Annotated in this window: 18 protein-coding genes; 12 read left to right on the plus strand and 6 right to left on the minus strand. The window is 67.0% G+C overall.

The window, feature by feature from the left end:
* The first annotated feature begins 475 nt into the window (after positions 1-475).
* From LEL84_RS24745 to LEL84_RS14225, 3 genes are all read left to right on the plus strand, one after another.
* Complete coding sequence (locus LEL84_RS24745; protein ID WP_259935984.1) at positions 476-601, plus strand: hypothetical protein; 126 nt, start codon at positions 476-478, stop codon at positions 599-601.
* Between the two features lie 1023 nt (positions 602-1624).
* Positions 1625-2092: a DUF1348 family protein gene (locus LEL84_RS14220; RefSeq protein WP_226511973.1), complete on the plus strand. Its 468-nt coding sequence runs from the start codon at positions 1625-1627 to the stop codon at positions 2090-2092.
* Positions 2092-2658, plus strand: coding sequence for a TetR/AcrR family transcriptional regulator (locus LEL84_RS14225; protein WP_137809173.1), 567 nt, complete (start codon positions 2092-2094; stop codon positions 2656-2658). Before LEL84_RS14220 ends, LEL84_RS14225 begins: the two co-directional genes overlap by 1 nt.
* 259 nt (positions 2659-2917) lie before the next feature.
* Here LEL84_RS14225 and LEL84_RS14230 read toward each other — a convergent pair whose 3' ends face one another.
* From LEL84_RS14230 to acnA, 3 genes are all read right to left on the minus strand, one after another.
* The gene (locus LEL84_RS14230; RefSeq protein ID WP_226511974.1) at positions 2918-3259 is read right to left on the minus strand and encodes a hypothetical protein; all 342 of its coding nucleotides are present in this window, start codon (positions 3257-3259) and stop codon (positions 2918-2920) included.
* Positions 3260-3704: 445 nt separating this feature from the next.
* A complete protein-coding gene (locus tag LEL84_RS14235) occupies positions 3705-3998 on the minus strand; it encodes a hypothetical protein (RefSeq protein ID WP_058253737.1) in 294 nt (97 codons plus the stop codon).
* Between the two features lie 92 nt (positions 3999-4090).
* Complete coding sequence (acnA, locus tag LEL84_RS14240; RefSeq protein ID WP_226511975.1) at positions 4091-6688, minus strand: aconitate hydratase AcnA; 2598 nt, start codon at positions 6686-6688, stop codon at positions 4091-4093.
* A 109-nt stretch (positions 6689-6797) separates the two neighbouring features.
* Here acnA and LEL84_RS14245 point away from each other — a divergent pair, with 109 nt between their 5' ends.
* From LEL84_RS14245 to LEL84_RS14270, 6 genes are all read left to right on the plus strand, one after another.
* Positions 6798-7478 carry a GntR family transcriptional regulator gene (locus tag LEL84_RS14245; protein WP_226511976.1) on the plus strand — a complete coding sequence of 227 codons (681 nt, stop codon included), beginning with the start codon at positions 6798-6800 and terminating at the stop codon, positions 7476-7478.
* Between the two features lie 260 nt (positions 7479-7738).
* Positions 7739-8785 carry a Bug family tripartite tricarboxylate transporter substrate binding protein gene (locus tag LEL84_RS14250; RefSeq protein WP_226511977.1) on the plus strand — a complete coding sequence of 349 codons (1047 nt, stop codon included), beginning with the start codon at positions 7739-7741 and terminating at the stop codon, positions 8783-8785.
* Between the two features lie 64 nt (positions 8786-8849).
* Positions 8850-9248, plus strand: coding sequence for a universal stress protein (locus LEL84_RS14255; RefSeq protein ID WP_226511978.1), 399 nt, complete (start codon positions 8850-8852; stop codon positions 9246-9248).
* On the plus strand, positions 9238-9807 hold the full coding sequence (locus LEL84_RS14260) for a tripartite tricarboxylate transporter TctB family protein (protein WP_226511979.1): 570 nt from the start codon (positions 9238-9240) through the stop codon (positions 9805-9807). Before LEL84_RS14255 ends, LEL84_RS14260 begins: the two co-directional genes overlap by 11 nt.
* A complete protein-coding gene (locus LEL84_RS14265; RefSeq protein WP_226511980.1) occupies positions 9807-11312 on the plus strand; it encodes a tripartite tricarboxylate transporter permease in 1506 nt (501 codons plus the stop codon). Before LEL84_RS14260 ends, LEL84_RS14265 begins: the two co-directional genes overlap by 1 nt.
* The gene (locus tag LEL84_RS14270; protein WP_226511981.1) at positions 11312-12046 is read left to right on the plus strand and encodes an RraA family protein; all 735 of its coding nucleotides are present in this window, start codon (positions 11312-11314) and stop codon (positions 12044-12046) included. The genes LEL84_RS14265 and LEL84_RS14270 overlap by 1 nt, the downstream gene beginning before the upstream one ends.
* Before the next feature lie 34 nt (positions 12047-12080).
* Here LEL84_RS14270 and LEL84_RS14275 read toward each other — a convergent pair whose 3' ends face one another.
* Positions 12081-12356 (minus strand): hypothetical protein, encoded by a 276-nt coding sequence (locus tag LEL84_RS14275; RefSeq protein WP_065630873.1) that lies wholly within the window; start codon positions 12354-12356, stop codon positions 12081-12083.
* Positions 12357-12437: 81 nt separating this feature from the next.
* Positions 12438-13433, minus strand: coding sequence for a stage II sporulation protein M (locus tag LEL84_RS14280; RefSeq protein WP_226511982.1), 996 nt, complete (start codon positions 13431-13433; stop codon positions 12438-12440).
* Between the two features lie 111 nt (positions 13434-13544).
* Here LEL84_RS14280 and LEL84_RS14285 point away from each other — a divergent pair, with 111 nt between their 5' ends.
* Entirely contained in the window at positions 13545-14429 is an 885-nt protein-coding gene (locus LEL84_RS14285) for an RDD family protein (protein WP_226511983.1), read from the plus strand.
* Between the two features lie 60 nt (positions 14430-14489).
* Positions 14490-15737 carry a lipase family protein gene (locus LEL84_RS14290; RefSeq protein WP_319005240.1) on the plus strand — a complete coding sequence of 416 codons (1248 nt, stop codon included), beginning with the start codon at positions 14490-14492 and terminating at the stop codon, positions 15735-15737.
* A 123-nt stretch (positions 15738-15860) separates the two neighbouring features.
* Here the strand turns inward: LEL84_RS14290 and LEL84_RS14295 are convergent, their stop codons facing one another.
* The gene (locus tag LEL84_RS14295; RefSeq protein WP_226511984.1) at positions 15861-17054 is read right to left on the minus strand and encodes an acyl-CoA dehydrogenase family protein; all 1194 of its coding nucleotides are present in this window, start codon (positions 17052-17054) and stop codon (positions 15861-15863) included.
* Positions 17055-17126: 72 nt separating this feature from the next.
* Here LEL84_RS14295 and LEL84_RS14300 point away from each other — a divergent pair, with 72 nt between their 5' ends.
* Positions 17127-17459 (plus strand): TfoX/Sxy family protein, encoded by a 333-nt coding sequence (locus LEL84_RS14300; RefSeq protein ID WP_058253756.1) that lies wholly within the window; start codon positions 17127-17129, stop codon positions 17457-17459.
* Positions 17460-17474: the final 15 nt, after the last annotated feature.

Below are 17474 nucleotides of genomic sequence, written 5' to 3' on the forward strand. Positions count from 1 at the left end.
CGAGTGCTATCTAGGAACACGACGTTCACCCCCGGCACGTTCCGACGACATGACCCAGGAAGGACCCAACCGATGTCGGCCCCCGCCCCTGAACTTCACCCGATCGTCTGGCCCGACCCCAGCCCGCTGCAGCACTGGTGGACCCACGTCATGGGCCGGCCACGTCTCCACCCGGATCAATCCGAAACACCGGTACCAGTTACACCCGGCACCCATGACCAGCAACGACGCACGCCCGGCCCGGCATTGACCGCCAGCATGGGTGCCCGCGGCCGCCACAGCATGCCTCGACAGCAGCTGGCTTCCGCTCGACGGCGCTGACCGCGTCACACACCTCTACGGCCGGGCCACGCCTCCCAACGCACAGCGACATGACCCCCGACCTCAGGGTGCGTTCTGTTCACGCGCGGGACGGGCATTGGCCCTACGACGACTCTTGCTGTCCCACAACGCCAACTTGATCGAACTTGCAGTCATGACATCCCGCAGCCTCACATTTCACCGTTACACCCCGCCCACCCCACATCACGACCTACGGTGGGCCCTGGCCTACCTCATCACCCTGGCCGCCATCCTTGTATTCCTCACCACGTTGCAATGACACCTCGATCTCCTGGCGGGCTGGGCAACCCAACAACGGGTGACGGCAGCGGCGTACCCGCCGCGACACTGTCACGCCGCACACGTAACGTCCGATGACCGGTCGTAGATCGGTGTCGCATCGGCCCTAGTAGATCCCGAAACACACTGCGCTAGAGCACTTTCGAAACACATTGAGCAGGACATCAGAAGGAAGGTCAGACGCGTATGGTGAGCCTGGGTGGTCTTGTCATGCCGGTCGCTGTGATGGTCGCCGCGTTGGTCATGGAAGCAGTGCAGAAACGCATACACCCCTATTCGCCCGACGACGACGTCCCACGCCTCTGACAGACCGGGCGCGCCCATCCTGGCCACGGCCTTTCTGCCAGCAGCGGCGGGACCACCTCTGGCAAAGCGGTTTCGGGGCCGGCTTCCGACTGATCTCCGCAGGACGACTCTGGCACTGAGTGTCTAATACCCTGTCCAGCAGCGATTCACAACCACTGGCTACGACGATCAGGAGGAGTGGCCAGGCTGACACATCTGGGAGATATGCAGGCTATTGCTGCGGGTAACACTGCATATCCGCTTGCTGCGTTGGTCCTGCGTTGATGGCTCACTGTCCGATGACACCGTAGTTGGGAGTTGTGACAGCTAATTGGTGAGTCACTAACCCGCGTTTGCGGCACCCGGATTGCGTAGTTCGCTGCCAACTGAATCGAGATCGCGGGTTCGGCACAGGCGTGGCCCCGACGGCCGGCCTGCTGACTCCTGTCGAAGTACGCTGTGCGAGAACGAATACTCTGATTCGATGGTGCCCAATGTGCTAGGACCAATGGAAGGTCGGGGACGTTCAGAATGCCTAGCGAGAGACCGGACAGGTTCGGCCCCAGCCACTCCCACCGAAGCCCTCGCCCCGGGAGCAGCGTAGGGGCCTGGGTCGGGTTGACCGGCGGCGGGACAGTCTGTACCGTTTGGTACATCACATACCATTCAGTACACTCTGAACCGATAGGTACACCCGTGCTCTTGAAAGGAGCTTGTCATGTCTCGTCCTCCGCTGCCGCCGTTCACCGAGGCCACCGCTACCCAGAAGGTCCGCGCCGCAGAAGACGCGTGGAACACGCGTGACCCCGAGCGCGTCTCCCTCGCGTATAGCGAGGACAGCTGGTGGCGGAACCGATCGACTTTCGTCCAGGGCCGTGCCGCGATCGTCGAATTCCTCACAGACAAGTGGGACCGCGAGCTCGACTACCGACTCATCAAAGAGCTGTGGGCATTCACCGGCGACGTCATCGCGGTGCGCTTCGCCTACGAGTATCGTGATCTCACCGGCCACTGGTTCCGCGCATACGGGAACGAAAACTGGCACTTCGACAAGGACGGCCTGATGACCCACCGCCACGCGAGCATCAACGACGTCGCGATCACGGAGTCCGACCGCAAGTTCTTCTGGGACGCCTCCTGTCCCCGGCTGGCCGACCACCCCGGCTTGAGCGACCTCGGACTGTAATGGCCCGAACCGTCCTCGACCGATCCGACGCGGTCCGCGCGCTGGCCGGCGTCTTCCGCAAGCGAGGCTTCGAAGCCGGCTCGCTGTCGGTCATCCAGCAAGAGACCGGACTCGGCCGCGGCAGCCTCTACCACTTTTTCCCTGACGGGAAAACGGACATGGCGCGTGCCGTTCTCGACGAGGTGAGCGAGTGGTTCGAGGAACGGGTCTTCGTGCCACTTCGCACGACCGAGAGCGCAACTCAAGCGGTCGAGGCGATGTCACAAGAGGTGGCCGACTACTTCATGTCCCGCGAGAGCGTGTGCCTGTTCGCGGCAATGACGTTGGGCCAGGAGAAGGAGACATTCGCTGACGCGGTCCGCAGCTACTTCAGCGACTGGGTCGACGCTCTCGCGGAAGCGCTACGGCGCGGCGGGCTCACCAACCAAGAGGCTTCAGACCGTGCCCTGGACGCGGTCGCGGCGATCCAAGGCGGGCTGATCTTGGCCCGTGCCTACGACGACAGCGCGACCTTCCTTCACATCGTCGACCGCACCCGGCAGCGCCTACTCGCCCCCGTTCCCTGAGCGGACGCTGACAGTAGGCCGAGCCGCCGTCACTCTCGGCTGCCGGACTTGCCTCATCGCGACGCCCGACGGTTTCATCGGATCGACAGACAGACCCTATGTCACCCAACCGTGAAAACTGTTCTTTGTCAGCGTCATTCATCGAGGTCGGCGCTCGGTCGCCCCCTGACATCGAGACGTCCCCCTCCCGCCCCACGCCGGACAACTTTCTGGAGGAGGCACTTAGGAGCGCGGGGCTGGAGTGAAGGCGTGGGGTGGCTCAGAAGTAGTAGCTCTTGTTCGCGACGACGGTGACTCGCTTGATCGCGGTGCGGTACGCCCCTGCGCCGTACCAAGTCTTGCAGAACAAGTTGGCGGTGAGCTGAACACTTGCACCGGCGGGCGCGGTAACGGCTGTCCAACGTCCGGGACGCCAGTTCGTGGAGTTTCCTGGTGTGGCCGCGACTTGCAGGCTGCTCACAGACCCCCGCCCCAGACAATTGGCGTCACTATAGTTGGGATAGATCGTCACCATCGCCGCGTCGGCGGTGAGTGCGGTGAGCAGTCCGGCGCCACACACCATTGCCGCAGCCGCGGCCGATACTCCCAGTCGATGCTTCATTCTCATGCGGTGTACCCCTTGTCTTGGTCAGAAATACGAAATGCCAGCTGCCTCGACGACGGCGGCAAATGCACTAGCGCAACGATTTGAGGGTGTCGGCACCCGACCTGCGAGAATTCACCCGTACGGGCCAACCGATTCCAGCGTTTGGCCCGCACCGCCGTGCCTTGACCCCCGATTCATACTCCGGAGTACTTATCTGACTTCGTCGTCGGTCGCCGACGAGGCGTGCGCTGATTCAGGATCGCGACGGCCAGGCATCGACCTCACCTCACACCACTGCGACAGAGGACATTCCGCGGCGCACCACCACCCGACTCGCCGCGACTGGCCCCTCGGCGAGCCGAGCGTGCCCGCGATCGGAGGCAGCGCGAAGCCACGCAAGAAGCCGAACGTCATGACCTACTGGAGGACCGCCGACGTTCCTCTCCCACCTCCACGACAGTCACACCGCCACCGCCGGGATGTCGGCCGCGTAGCGGATGACCGAACCGACCCGGCCGAAGCGACGTTCGATGATCACGATCGCCTCCGCGAGCTGGTCGGGGTCGTCGACGTCGGCGACGAATGCCGCGGTGTGCCCGTTGTTGCCGAGCATGAACGGCAGGACCGCGGAGTACTCACTGCTGACGACAGCCAGCGGGATGTCGCGACGGAACAGGTCGTACGCGTGGTCGATGGCAGCAGGGTCGTCGAGGACGACGAGCGGGACCGAGGAGATGTGCTTGTTCTTTCTCATGTATCGAGAGTGAACTCGCAGGTTATGAGGGGGTTGACCGATCACTGTGAATTCGCTGGCAGCTACGCGTTGCCACCCCCCGGCCCGCGAGGTCACCGCACGAGTTGCTCGTCGAGAATGCTGGGGATGACTCCGCCGCGTCGGAGAAGCCGACGATCCAGTTCGGTCTCGGCGGCCACCTGCGCGTCGAAACGCATTTCGGAACCGTCGATCCGCCGGACGACGACCGCCACCGTCCCGCGGTCGACGGCATCAGCGGTGCCGACGATGTACAGCCGGTCTCCGGGCCGCAGGTCCTGCAGCCCGCCGTCGACGTGCGCGGGGATGAGCAACGGCAGCACCCCGACTCCGATCAGGTTGGATCGGTGAATACGTTCGAAACTGCGCGCGAGCACGGCCCGCACGCCGAGTAGACGCACCAGCTTCGCCGCCCAGTCACGCGAACTGCCCATGCCGTAGCGTTCACCGGCCACGATCACCACCGCGTCGCCGTCCTGCGCGTACCGGCCCGCGGCCTCCGGAAGGGACACGACCTCGCCGGTGGGTGCATGCACGGTGTGCGCGGGACCCGCATCCGGGGCGAGTGCGTTGCGGACGCTGCTGTTCTGGAATCCACCCCGCACCATGGCTTCCCAGTTGCCGCGCCGGGACGCGTAGACGTTGAGGTCACCCGGGGCCTCATCTCGCTCCACGAGGTACCGCCCGGTCGGACTGTCCGGTTTGATCGCCCCGGCCGGGGAGATGTGGTCGGTGGTGATGTCGTCGGCGAGGACGAGCAGCGGGTGCGCGTCGTAGTCGCCCAGCATGCTGTGCGCGTAGCCGTCATCGGCGAACGGGGGCCGCCGCAGCGCTGTCGACGACGGATCCCAGGGAAAGAGCGGTTCGTCCGGCACGTCGAGCGCGTCCCACGCGGGATTGCGGGATGCCGACGCGAAGTCGTCGACGACATCGCGCGGCCGCCGCGACGAATCCGTCAGAGCATCGATTTCGTCAGGGGCGGGCCACAGATCGGCGAGCATCACGTCGTGTCCGTCGGCGTCGACGCCGATCGGTTGGGAGGTGGGGTCGATGGCCGCATCACCGGCGAGGGCGAAGACGATCACCATCGGCGGCGACATCAGCAGACCCAGTTCGAGGTCCGGGTGGACGCGGCCGGGGAAGTTGCGGTTGCCGCTGAGGACCGCCACCGGTTTCCGCGTCCGCGCCTCGGCCACCTCGGTGATCGCCGCCGGCAGCGGACCCGAGTTGCCGATGCAGGTGGCACAACCGAATCCGACGATGTCGAACCCGACCGCGGACAGGTCGTCGACAAGACCGGCTCGTTCGAGCACGCCGGCAGCAGAGGGCGAACCCGGCGCGAGGGAGGTCTTCACATACTGCGGCACCCGCATCCCGCGCTCCCGTGCGCGCCGGGCGACCAGGCCCGCGGCGATGAGGAGGCGCGGATCGGAGGTGTTGGTACAGCTCGTGATCGACGCGATGGCGATGGGGAAGGCGGGCATCGGGATGTCGTCGTCACACCGGGAAGGTCCCTCGGCGTCGAAGGTCGCCGGCAGCTCGGTCACCGGCACCAGATCCTGTGGGCGCCGCGGACCGGCCACCGACGGGACCACCGCACTCAGGTCGATGTCGATCGTGCGGGTGAAACGCGGTGCGGCATCGGGGTCGAACCACAGGCCGAGACGTCGCGTCACCGACTCGACGAGAGCGCACTGTTCTGCCGACCGTCCGGTGTCTGCCAGGTACTGGACGGTCTGGGCGTCGACGGGGAAGAAACCGGTGGTGGCCCCGTATTCCGGGGCCATGTTGGCGATCACCGCCCGTGCCCCCACCGTCAGTGCCGACACGCCCGGCCCGTAGAACTCGACGAACTCACCCGTGACCCCGATCTCGCGCAGGCGGTGGGTGACCACCAGCGCGAGGTCCGTGGCCAGCACGCCCGCGGAGAGAGCCCCGGTGAGGCGCACCCCGACCACCTCGGGGATCCGCAGCGTGGTCGGCATGCCGAACATCACCGTCTCGGCTACCAGACCGCCTATGCCCCAGCCCAATACACCGACCCCGTTGATCATGGGCGTGTGGCTGTCCGTGCCGAGCATCATGTCCGGTACCGCGTGATCGACGCCGTCGAGGTTCTCCACCGTCACCACGGTGGCGAGCTGTTCGAGGTTGATCGTGTGCATGATCCCGGTACCCGGCGGGTTGATGTGCACGGTGTCCATCGTCTTCGACGCCCAGGACAGGAAGCGATACCGCTCCGCGTTGCGGCGCATGTCGTGGGCCAGGTTGACCACGGCGGCGTCGCGGCGCGCGAACGACTCGACGGCGAGGGAATGGTCCACCGAGACCTCGACGGGCAGGCGCGGACTCAGCGCCGTCGGATCACCACCTCGAGCGGCGACCGCGTCACGCATCGCGGCGATGTCGACGAGCGCAGGCGTGCTGGTGGTGTCGTGCATCAGCAACCGACCCGGTACGTACGGGATCTCGGCGTCGCTGGTGCCGGCACGAAGCCACCGGGCCATGTCGTCCAGCGCTCGATCACGCGTCTCGGCGTCGGCATGGCGATACACGTTCTCGGCGAGTAGGCGGATCACCGTGGGCCACTGGCGGTACACGTCGGTCCCGACTCGCCGCTCTACGTCGACAACCGGCAGATCTGGGTGCGCACGGTGTTCAGCTCTGCTCATGTCTCGCATCATAGGTTATAACCTATAACTTGCACCACCGGTGCTATCATCGCCGCGTCCGGTGAGACCGGACCTCGACGCCCCATGAACCACCGCCGGGAGGCCCGCCATGACGACACCCGGCGGGATGTTCACCAAGAACGACTACGCCTACGCCGAACTCCAGCGTCGGATCCTGACCGGAGTCCTGCCGGCCGGCGCGGTGATCCCCCAGGCCAAGCTGGCCGCGGAGATCGGCGTCAGCACAACCCCCCTCCGCGAGGCGATCCGCCGGTTGTCCGCCGAGGGCATGGTCGAACTCGAGGCCCACCGAGACGCTCGGGTGACCCCCGTATCCGCCGATGAGGCGCGCCACCTCTACCAGGTACGCGAGAACCTGGACCCGCTCGCGGCGGCGCTCGCCGCGCGGACGCGAACGGCGGCCGACATCGCGGCCATCAGCAATGCCTTCGATCGCCTGTCGCCCATCGCCAGCGCGTCCGATGTCGAAGCCCTTGTCCGACACCGGGAGTTCCATCGCGCGGTGTACCGCGCGTCGGGCAACCCCGTTCTCATCGACATCCTCGAACGGCTCTGGGACAAAGCGGATCGCTACCGCGTCATCGGCCTCTCCCACCGGGGCGATTCACCCGACGACCGGTCGCGGGTCACCGCCGAGCACCAGGCGATCATGGAGGCCGTCGCCGACGGCGACGCCGAGCGGGCCGAAGCGCTGATGCGCGAGCACATCGGCAACAGCCTCGGGCGTCGTGCCATCGATGCGCTCACCGAGGACCCCGTCGCCGGCTGACCGGGCAGCTGGCCACTCCTCCGGCCCCTGTGGTCTGGGTCACCGTCATAGGTTATAATCTATAACTGCACGACGCCGAGTGAAGCGCGAAAAGCGCACAACGATACTTATGCGCCCAAGCGTGACTGTGACGACGGTTACGCCAACACTTCCGATGTGACCACCAATGTGGTTGTCCTCACATCCGCAGCAGAATCGAGTCAGACGATGTTGGTAGCCCTCGGCCTCGGGACCCGACCCCGAACGAAAACGAGGACCGCATGACCGCACCATCCCCCGGCACCGACGAATCGGCAGAGATGTCCCGCACGCCTCGTCCGCCGAGACGTGTTCCCACGCTCGTCAAAGCACTCGGCGCACTCATCGCCGCGGCGATCGTCGTCGTCGGCGTCGTCGACGCGGCCGGGAGCGAGGGCGGCGCCGACGCGCGATCGCAACTGACCCTGATCGCGCCCGCGGCCGCCGGTGGCGGTTGGGACGGTGCGGCGCGCGAAATGCAGCAGGCGCTGCGAGCCCAGAACATCGTCAACAACTCGCAGGTCGTCAACATCCCCGGTGCCGGCGGCACGATCGGACTCAGCCAGTTCGCGGGGATGACCGGCGACGCCACCACGATCATGGTCATGGGCATCACGATGCTGGGCGCGATCAACATCAACGGGTCCGACGTGGATCTCGGAGACGTCACGCCCATCGCGCGGCTCGCCGATGACTACGACGTCGTCGTCGTACCGGCTGATTCTCCGATCACCAGCATCGAAGAGCTGATGGCCGAATGGAAGAAGGACCCCAAGAACTTCACGTTCGGTGGCGGTTCGCTGGGCAGCGTCGACCAGATGATCATCAGCCAGATGGCCCGCGAGAACGGCATCGACCCCGCCGCGGTCAACTACATCGCCTACTCCGGCGGTGGCGAACTGGCGACCTCACTCATGTCCGGGACGATCAAGGCCTCGGTCAGTGGTTACGAGGATTTCGTCGACCAGATCACCGCCGGAAACCTACGCGCGCTGGCGATCTCGGCACCCGAACAGGTCCCGGCCATCGACCTGCCGACCCTGTCCGAACTGGGCTACGACGTCACCCTCACCAACTGGCGCGGAGTGGTCGCACCGCCGGGCATCACCGATGACCAGCGCACCGAACTCGAGGCGATCGTCACCGAGGTCGTCGAATCACCCGGGTGGCGAGATGCACTGCAGCGCAACAACTGGTCCGACACGTTCACGCCGGGCACCGGATTCAACCAGGTCATCGACCAGCAATCGGAGTTCGTCCGCGGCATCTGGGCCGACCTCGGGTACTGACTGACCGCCTGTCGGCGAACCCGCACTGCACAACCCCTGCCCCACACGACATCACGGAGAACCCATGCCCATCCTTGTCGCCTTCGCCCACACCCCCGAAGGCCGAGCGGCGCTCGAACACGGCCGGCGCCTCGCGCGCAGCGACAGCTCCCAACTGATCGTCTTCGACATGGAGACCCCCGCTGTCGACGACGACGGTGGCATTCCCGAACCCGACTTCGCCCCTGTTCAGACCGTCGGCGACACCACCGAGATTCGTTGGATCGGTCATCGCCGTGAGGACTCCGACCCGGCCGCCGAACTCATCGACGTCTCCGAGGAGTTGTCCGCCGATCTCATCGTCGTCGGCCTGCGCCGCCGGTCGCGCGTCGGGAAGCTCCTGCTCGGCTCGAACGCACAGCGCATCCTCATCGACGCCGAGGTCCCAGTACTGGCAGTGAAGGCAGCCCATCATGACGACTGACAATGCGGCGGCACAACCCGCCGGCACGACGCTCGACGACGGACACGGATCGGACCGCGCGCGCCGACCGCTCACCGGACGAAGCGGTCTGGTCGTCGCGGGCCTGATGCTCGCACTTGCCGTCTACCTGACCGCCGGCATCATCGGGATGGACATCCCGGGTAGCGCAGCGACTCCCGGACCCGCGTTCTTCCCGATCATCCTGACGATCTGCGCCTACCTGATCGCCGGACTCCTGACCGTGCAGACCCTGCGTCACCCCGACGAGCCCGACCCCGACATCGTGCCGCCCGCGACCGGTCGGTGGCGAACGCAGAGTGATTGGCGTGCATTGGGTCTCGTCCTGGCCGGACTCATCGCCTTCACCGTGCTGCTGATCCCGCTGGGTTGGATCCTGTCCGCTGCGCTGTTGTTCTGGATCGTCGCCTACGCCATGGGTTCCACCCGCCCGATCCTCGACATCGCGGTGTCGCTCGTCGTCTCCTGCGCGGTGCAGGCGTTCTTCTCGGCGGGCCTCGGGCTGAACCTGCCCGCCGGCATCCTGGGAGGGCTGTTCTGATGGACAACGTCTCACTCCTGTTGGAGGGCTTTTCCCAGGCACTCACCCCGATGAACCTGCTCTGGGTCTTCATCGGCGCGCTGCTCGGCACCGCGGTGGGTGTGCTCCCGGGCCTCGGTTCGGCGATGGCCGTCGCACTGCTGCTGCCGGTGACCTTCACCCTCGACCCCACCGCCGCGTTCATCATGTTCGCCGGCGTCTACTTCGGCGGTCTGTTCGGCGACTCGACCATGGGCATCCTGATGAACACGCCCGGTGGGTCCACCGCCATCGCAACATCATTCGAGGGTCATCGGATGGCCAAGCGCGGGCGGGCCGCCCAGGCACTCGCCACCGCGGCCATCGGCGCCTTCATCGGCGGCATGATCGCGACGACGATCGTCGTGTTCTTCGCACCCAAGCTCGCGGATCTCGCCATCCAGTTCGGACCCGCCGAGTACTTCGCACTCGCCGTCTTCGCCTTCATCGCGATCGCGTCGGTGGTCTCCGACTCCGTCATCAAGGGACTGACCGGGCTCCTGATCGGTCTGATCCTCGCGGTCATCGGGATCGACGGGATCTCGGGCACGCAGCGCTTCACGATGGGCGCGCCCGAGTTGTTCGACGGCATCAGCATCATCGTCATCACCGTCGGCACCCTCGCCCTGGGCGAGGTTCTCTACGTCGCCTCCCGCATCCACCGGACACGTGCCCCGGAGGCGGACTCCGTCATCGGACGCCCCTTCCTCAAGCGCTCCGAGTTCCGCGAAGCCCTCCCAGCGTGGTTGCGCGGCACCGGCTTCGGTGTCCCGTTCGGTGTCATCCCGGTCGGTGGCGCCGAGGTGCCGACGTTCCTCGCCTACGGAACCGAGCGCCGCCTCGACCGCAAACGGCCCGACCCCCAGTTCGGACACGGCGCCATCCGCGGCGTCGCGGGACCGGAAGCGGCAGGCAACGCGACGTCGGGCACCGCGATGGGAGCGCTGCTGGCGATGGGCCTGCCCACCTCCGCCACCGCGGCGATCATGCTGGCCGCATTCCAGCAGTACGGCCTGCAACCCGGCCCCCTGCTCTTCGAGCGCAACGCCGACCTCGTCTGGACGCTCATCGCCAGCCTGTTCATCGGCCTGGTCATGCTGCTGATCCTCAACATGCCGTTCGCCGCCATCTGGGCGAAGCTGCTGCTGATCCCCCGGCACTACCTCTACGCGGGGATCGCGGTGTTCTGCGTCCTCGGTGTCTACGCGACCTCGGCCGCGATCACCGACCTCATCCTGGTCATTGCCATCGCCTTCGTCGGATATCTGCTGCGGCGCTATGGTTTCCCGCTCGCCCCCGTCATGATCGGCGTCGTCCTCGGCCCCCTTGCCGAGACCAGCCTGCGCAACGCGATGATGTCGAGCGGCGGCGATCCGAGCGTGCTCGTGGGCAGCGCCATCACCTGGGTCCTCTACGGCGTCCTCGCGGTCGTCGTCCTGTTCACCGCGTTCCGCCGCCTGCGGATGCGAACGCGCCAGGACACCTGATGCGACAGCAGTTCGTCCCGCGCTTCTCGCCCGCTCCCTCCGAAAGTCAGCCGCCGATGCCCATGCGCACCACCACCGACCGCGCACTCATCCGCTCCCGCTTCCTCGCCGTCGACGTCGCGAACGTCGCCGACGTCCTCGACGACTTGGGTCACCGTGATCAGGCGCTCAGCACCGACTTCACGTGTGCGGCCGGGCGCGAACGGTTGGCCGGCTGGGCGTTCACCATCTCGGGCGCGATGAGCGACGCCCCGGGTCGGGACCCGCTGAAAGCGCAGGCGTGCAGCCAGATCGGCCCGGACGAGGTCTCCGTGTGGCAGGGGAACGGCCGGGGCATCTGCTACTTCGGTGAACTCGTCGCGATCGGCATGATGCAGCGGGGCTCCGTCGGCGCAGTGGTCGACGGCGGTGTGCGCGACAAGAGATGGCTCCACGAGATCGGCTTCACGACGTTCTCTCGCTATCCGACCTCGCTGCAGACCAGCGGCCGCTGGCGCGTCGAGACGTGGCAGCAACCCGTCACCCTGCCGGGTGCGTCCGGGCAACCGGTCGTCATCGAGCCCGGGGACTTCGTCCTCGGCGACGACGACGGTGTCATCGTCATCCCCGCTGGGATCGTCGACGTCGTGCTCGAGGCAGCGGAGACCATGACGGAGAAGGAGATCGACGTCCGTGCCGCCATCCGCAACGGCATGACCCTCGCCGACGCGATGGCGGAGTTCGGACGGTTCTGATCCCGCACTCTGCGGCGTCACCTCCGCCCCACGGTCACTTCTTCGCGAGAGCCGCCCGGTAACCGAGGAACCCGACGTAGCCGGCCAGCCCGGCCAGGCCCAGCCGGCGGGTCCGCGGCGACACCAGTGCGAGGCCAATAGCGGTCTCGCAGGCACCGTTGCGGTAGGTCCAGGTGGTGGTGTCGTCGGGGAACACCGGCTCGGTGATCGGGGCGAAGATCTCGGGCTTGATGAAGTGCGCAACCCCGGTGGCGGCCAGTCCCCCGCCCAGCAGCGAAACAGCGTCGAGTGATCCCTTGCGAGTTGCCATCAGAGTGTTCCCCTTCGTCGTCGTCGACTCTCCCCGGTGATCGTAGGCGTCGTTCCATTCCGGTTCGACGTCGACGGGCCGCTATCTCGCCGTCGGGACGGTGAGCCCGCGATCTGCCTCGTCGAGATCGCCGGTGTCGCCGTACTCGTACGCGCGGCGCCCGGCGATGAAGACGTACGCCATGAAGAGCGTCCACGCCGTCACACCGATCCCGATCCGGGCCCAGGTCGGCAGCGGGGACGGCGTGACGAACGCTTCGATGACCCCGCACAGCAGCAGCACGACGACCAGACCCAGCGCGACACCGACCGCTGCTCGGCCCTCCTCCCCGAGAGCCGTTGCACGCGTCCGATTTCCCGGGGCCACCCACGCCCAGAAGATCCGCAGACCGACTCCCGCGGCGACGAACAGGCAGGTCAGTTCGAGCATTCCGTGCGGCAGGATCAGTCCGAAGAACAGATCACCACGACCGTGCCGGATCATGATCGACGCCACGACGACCAGATTGAGGATGTTCGTGTAGAGCATCCAGATCACGGGGAACCCGAAGACCCCCAACGCGATACACAGCGCGGCCAGCCAGAAGTTGTTGGTCCACACGCGAGCGGCGAACGACGTCGCCTCGTATTCGCTGTAGTAGTTCTCGAAGTCGTTGGTGACGAGACGCTCGATCTCCGCGGGCGATGCGAACGAACTCTCGATCCGCGGGTGGGCCAGCACCCACCACGTCATGATCACGGCCGCACCGAGGGACCCGCCCATCACCGAGAGCCACCACCAGCGCATCCGGTACAGGGCCGCGGGGAACGACCGGGTGAAGAACTCGATCACCATCGCCGGAGTACTGACCCGGGTTCCGGTCGCGCGACCGCGGGCGCGGGCCAGGAGGGCTGACAGGTACGCCACCAACGTGGCATCGGGCGCCGTCGAGCGGATGACCGACAGGTGGGTGGCCACCCGTTGATAGATGTCGATCATCTCGTCGGCCTCGGCGCCGGTGAGCCGGCGCCGCCGGGAGAGCGCGTCAAGCCGCTCCCACGTCGCGCGGTGCGCGGACACATAGGCGTCGAGATCCACTCGGCCAGCGTATCGGGCATTCTCACCTCCGCGGCACGTGTCATTCAGCGGACGTCGGGGCTGTGAGTTCCCGGTGCCCTGTCGACGAATTGCGTCGTAGGGTGAGGCGTGATGTCTCGTCCAGTGCCGCCTCGGCCCCCCGCGGGCCCGGGCGCACCCGTCGCCGGCCGACCCGGTCCGGTCGCGTGGGGCGCGGGCGCCACGACGACGGTGGGCGTGGGACGCAACGACCTCGTCTCCGGCGAGGCGGTCGCTCTCGCACTCCCGCCGGCGAACCTCGGCTACCGGATTCTCTCCGGCATCATCGACGTCCTGCTGGGGTTCGGACTGTGGTTGTTCCTGTGGTGGTTGTCGTTCAAGGTCGCCGGCGAGGCGAGCGAGGCGTGGCGGGGAACCATCAACACCCTGATCCCGATCGTCGCCGTCGTCGCACTCCCGACGCTGCTGGAGACCGTGACCCCGGGGAAGACCGTGGGACACCTCGTCCTGGGCCTCCGAACAGTCCGCGATGACGCGGGCCCGACCGCGTTCCGCCACTCCCTGACCCGAGCACTCGTCGGCTTCGTCGAACTCTATGGGTGCCTGGGACTCCCAGCGCTGATCTCGGCGGCGATCTCGCGCAAGAGCAAGCGCCTGGGCGACCTGCTCGCCGGGACCTACGTCATCCGCGACCGCCACCGGCTCGTCGAGCAGGCACCCATCGAGATGCCACCCGGCCTGCACTCGTGGGCCGTGTCCGCCGACATGGCCGCCCTCCCCGACCCACTCGCGGTGATCATCCGCCAGTTCCTCAACGGCCGCCACGGCATGAGGCCCGAGCCGAGAGCCCATGCCGCCCGGAGGATCGTGTTCGACGTCGCGCCGTTTGTCGCACCCGCTCCCCCGCCCGGCGCCCCGTTCGAAGACGTGTTGTCGGCGATCATGGCCGAGCGCCGCCGCCGCGACGCCGAACGGCTCGCGCGCGAAGCCGCACTGCGCCAACGTCTCCTGCGCTGATCTGTGCTGCGCCCCGCCGAGGCGGCGCGGCGCACCCGGATCCCGGTTACTCTGCTACGGGTGACGTTGCCCACCCTGCTTGCGAAGGACACGAGATCGATCGGCGGCCGACGGCTTCTCGCCGCAGTCGTCGGAGTCGCGTTGACCTTCGCCGCGGTGCTGACCGTGCAGGCTCCCGCCAGGGCGGGAGGTCCGGGGCCGGATTCGGCGGCCGAAGCTCAGGTGGTCCCGCGCGTCGTCGACTCCGAGACCGTGACGGACCCGGTCATCGCACTCCCCCAAGCGGGTTCGACACTCCGCGTGCGATACAGCTCGACGTCCATCCGCGGTTTCCCGACGCAGATGACCGGCACGCTGCTCACACCGTCGACGCCGCCGCCCGCCGGGGGTTGGCCGCTCGCCGTCTGGAATCACATGACGGTCGGCGCCGCGGACCGGTGCGCGCCGTCGCAGGCCCATACCGGTCATTCCGAACTGCCCCGCATGACGTCAGGTGACGGCATCGTCGGCCGGTTGCTCGACGCCGGATTCGCCGTGGCGCGGCCCGACTTCGAGGGCATCGGCGGGCCCGGGCCGCACCCGTACCTTATCGGCGACTCGCTGGCGCGATCGACGGTCGACATGGCGCTGGCCGTCGCGGATCACGACCGACGGATCGGCCGCGACGTCGTCGTGGCCGGGCATTCCGAGGGCGCCGTCGCCGCCTTGGCCGCGGCGGCGCGGCCGTCATCGGAATGGGGTGACCTCCGACTACGCGCGGTGTCGGCACTCGCGCCGCCGACACAGGTGGCCGCGCTCCTCGACGGGGCGTCCTACGTCCCGTTGTCCGGTCCCGCGATCAACGAACTGATGGGATTGGCCGCCCTCATCGGATATGGCGCGGCCGCAGCCGATCCCGAGTTCGACGAGTTGATGTCCAACGGCGGGCTCAGTGCGGCGGCGAGCAGGCTCCGCCCGCAGGTCGAGACCCGCTGCTACGCCGACCTGACCTCACCGGACTCGTTCGGCGGCCTCGCACCGGCCCAGCTCCTCGGCCCGCGCGGCGACGAGATGAAGGCAGCATTGTTGAAAGTGCTGCGCGACAACGATGTCGACCGACTGCGTTTTGATCGGGGGCTACCGGTCCGCATCGACTCGGGCACCGTCGACACCGTGTCGCCGCAACCGCTGGTGTCCGGTCTGGTGCAGACCTATCGGCGCGCCGGGGTGCGCGTCACGTACTCCGACCGGTTCACCGGGCATGCGGGCGTGGCCACCGACCGCGACAATGCGGCGACGATCGCGGCGTGGCTCATCGCGCAGGTCTGAGGGAGTTCGACGACCCCCAGACTTCAACTCGACCGCCAGACTTCGATCGAGGCCTGGCGGTCGAGTTGCGGTCGGCAGGTGGCCTTCTTCGGCGGTCGCGACTGCGGCCGACTCTCGAGAGTCTTACGTCAGATCGGTCGAGCTCTTCCCCAACACGCGCCGGGCGATGATCAGCTGCTGGATCTGCTGTGTGCCCTCGAAGATGTCGAGGATCTTCGAGTCACGCGCCCACTTCTCCACCAGTGACGTCTCGGAATAGCCTGCCGTGGAACCGATCTCGACGGTCTTGTTGGTGATGTCGGTGACGGTCCGACCGGCTTTAGCCTTCGACATCGATGCCTCGGTCGAGTTGGGCTGCTTGTTGTCTGCCATCCACGCCGCCCGCACCGTGTGCAACCACGAGGCCTCCCAATCGGATTCGAGGCGGATGAACTCGGCGACGGTGGCGTGCTGCGACGACGCCGGACGGTCGTAGTCGATCTCGTGACCCGCCTCCTCCAGCATCCGACGCAGCTCCTCCAGGGAGGCGCGACCGAGCCCGATGGCCATCGCGGCGACCACCGGACGGGTGTTGTCGAAGGTCTGCATGACCCCGCCGAAGGCCTTCTTGGTGTCGATCTCCGGCGAGCCGAGCAGGTTCTCGGCGGGGACCCGCGCGTTCTCGAACCGGATGACCGCCGTGTCGGAGGCCTTGATGCCCAGCTTCTGCTCGAGGCGGGCCACGGTGACGCCCTCGGTGGTCATCGGCACGACGAAGCTCTTGATGGCCGCGCGTCCGACGCTCTTGTCGATCGTCGCCCACACGACGACGTGGTCGGCGCGCGATCCCGCGGTCACGAAGATCTTCTCGCCGTTCAGGATGTACTCGTCGCCATCGAGGGTCGCGGTCGTGAACACTGCCGCCGAGTCCGAGCCGAAGCTCGGCTCGGTGATGGCCATCGCCGCCCACACGTCGCCGAAGCGTTCGAGCTGCTCGGGGTTCGCCACGGCCGCGATCGCGGCATTGCCCAGGCCCTGACCGGGAATAGAGAGCAGCAGGCCCACGTCGCCCCAGCTCATCTCCAGAGCCGACAGGAGGCCGCGCATGTTCGCGCCGTTCACCGACGGAGCGTCGGAGGCGGACTTCTCGGCGTCGGCGGACTTCTCCGTGGAGCGACTCTGCTTGGCGAGCTTCGCCAGTTCGTCGAGTTCGACCGGGTACTCGTGCTCGGCCTGGTCGTACTTCCGCGAGATCGGCCGGAAGAGGTGCTCGGCAGCCATGTGGGTGCGCTCGACCGTCGAATCGAACTTCTTCGGGAGCTCCAGGTTGATCGCCATGGCAGTACCTTACTGCGCAGTAAGTTCGTTGCCAAGTCCCGGCTCGTGACCAAAGCCGAATAATGTGGACCGGTGGCGTACGACGAGGAACTGGCCTACCGCATCCGTGCTCTGCTAGCGACAGAGTGCGGCCTCGACGAGAAGCGCATGTTCGGCGGGCTGGCCTTTCTGATCAACGGCAACATGGCCGTCGCCGCCAGCGGCAAGGGCGGGATCATGGTGCGCGTCGCACCCGAGGAGACCGAGAGCCTCCTCGAGTACCCGCACACCCGGCCGATGGTGATGTCGGAACGCGAGCTCCGCGGATGGCTACGCGTCGACGACGCCGGCATCGCCACCGACCGCCAACTCTCCCGCTGGATCGCGATCGGTTCCGACTACGCGCGGAAATTGCCGCCGAAGTAGATCGAGGCTCAGGGA

The sequence above is a fragment of the Gordonia sp. WA4-43 genome (genome assembly GCF_020520305.1).
Taxonomy (GTDB): Bacteria; Actinomycetota; Actinomycetes; order Mycobacteriales; family Mycobacteriaceae; genus Gordonia; species Gordonia hongkongensis.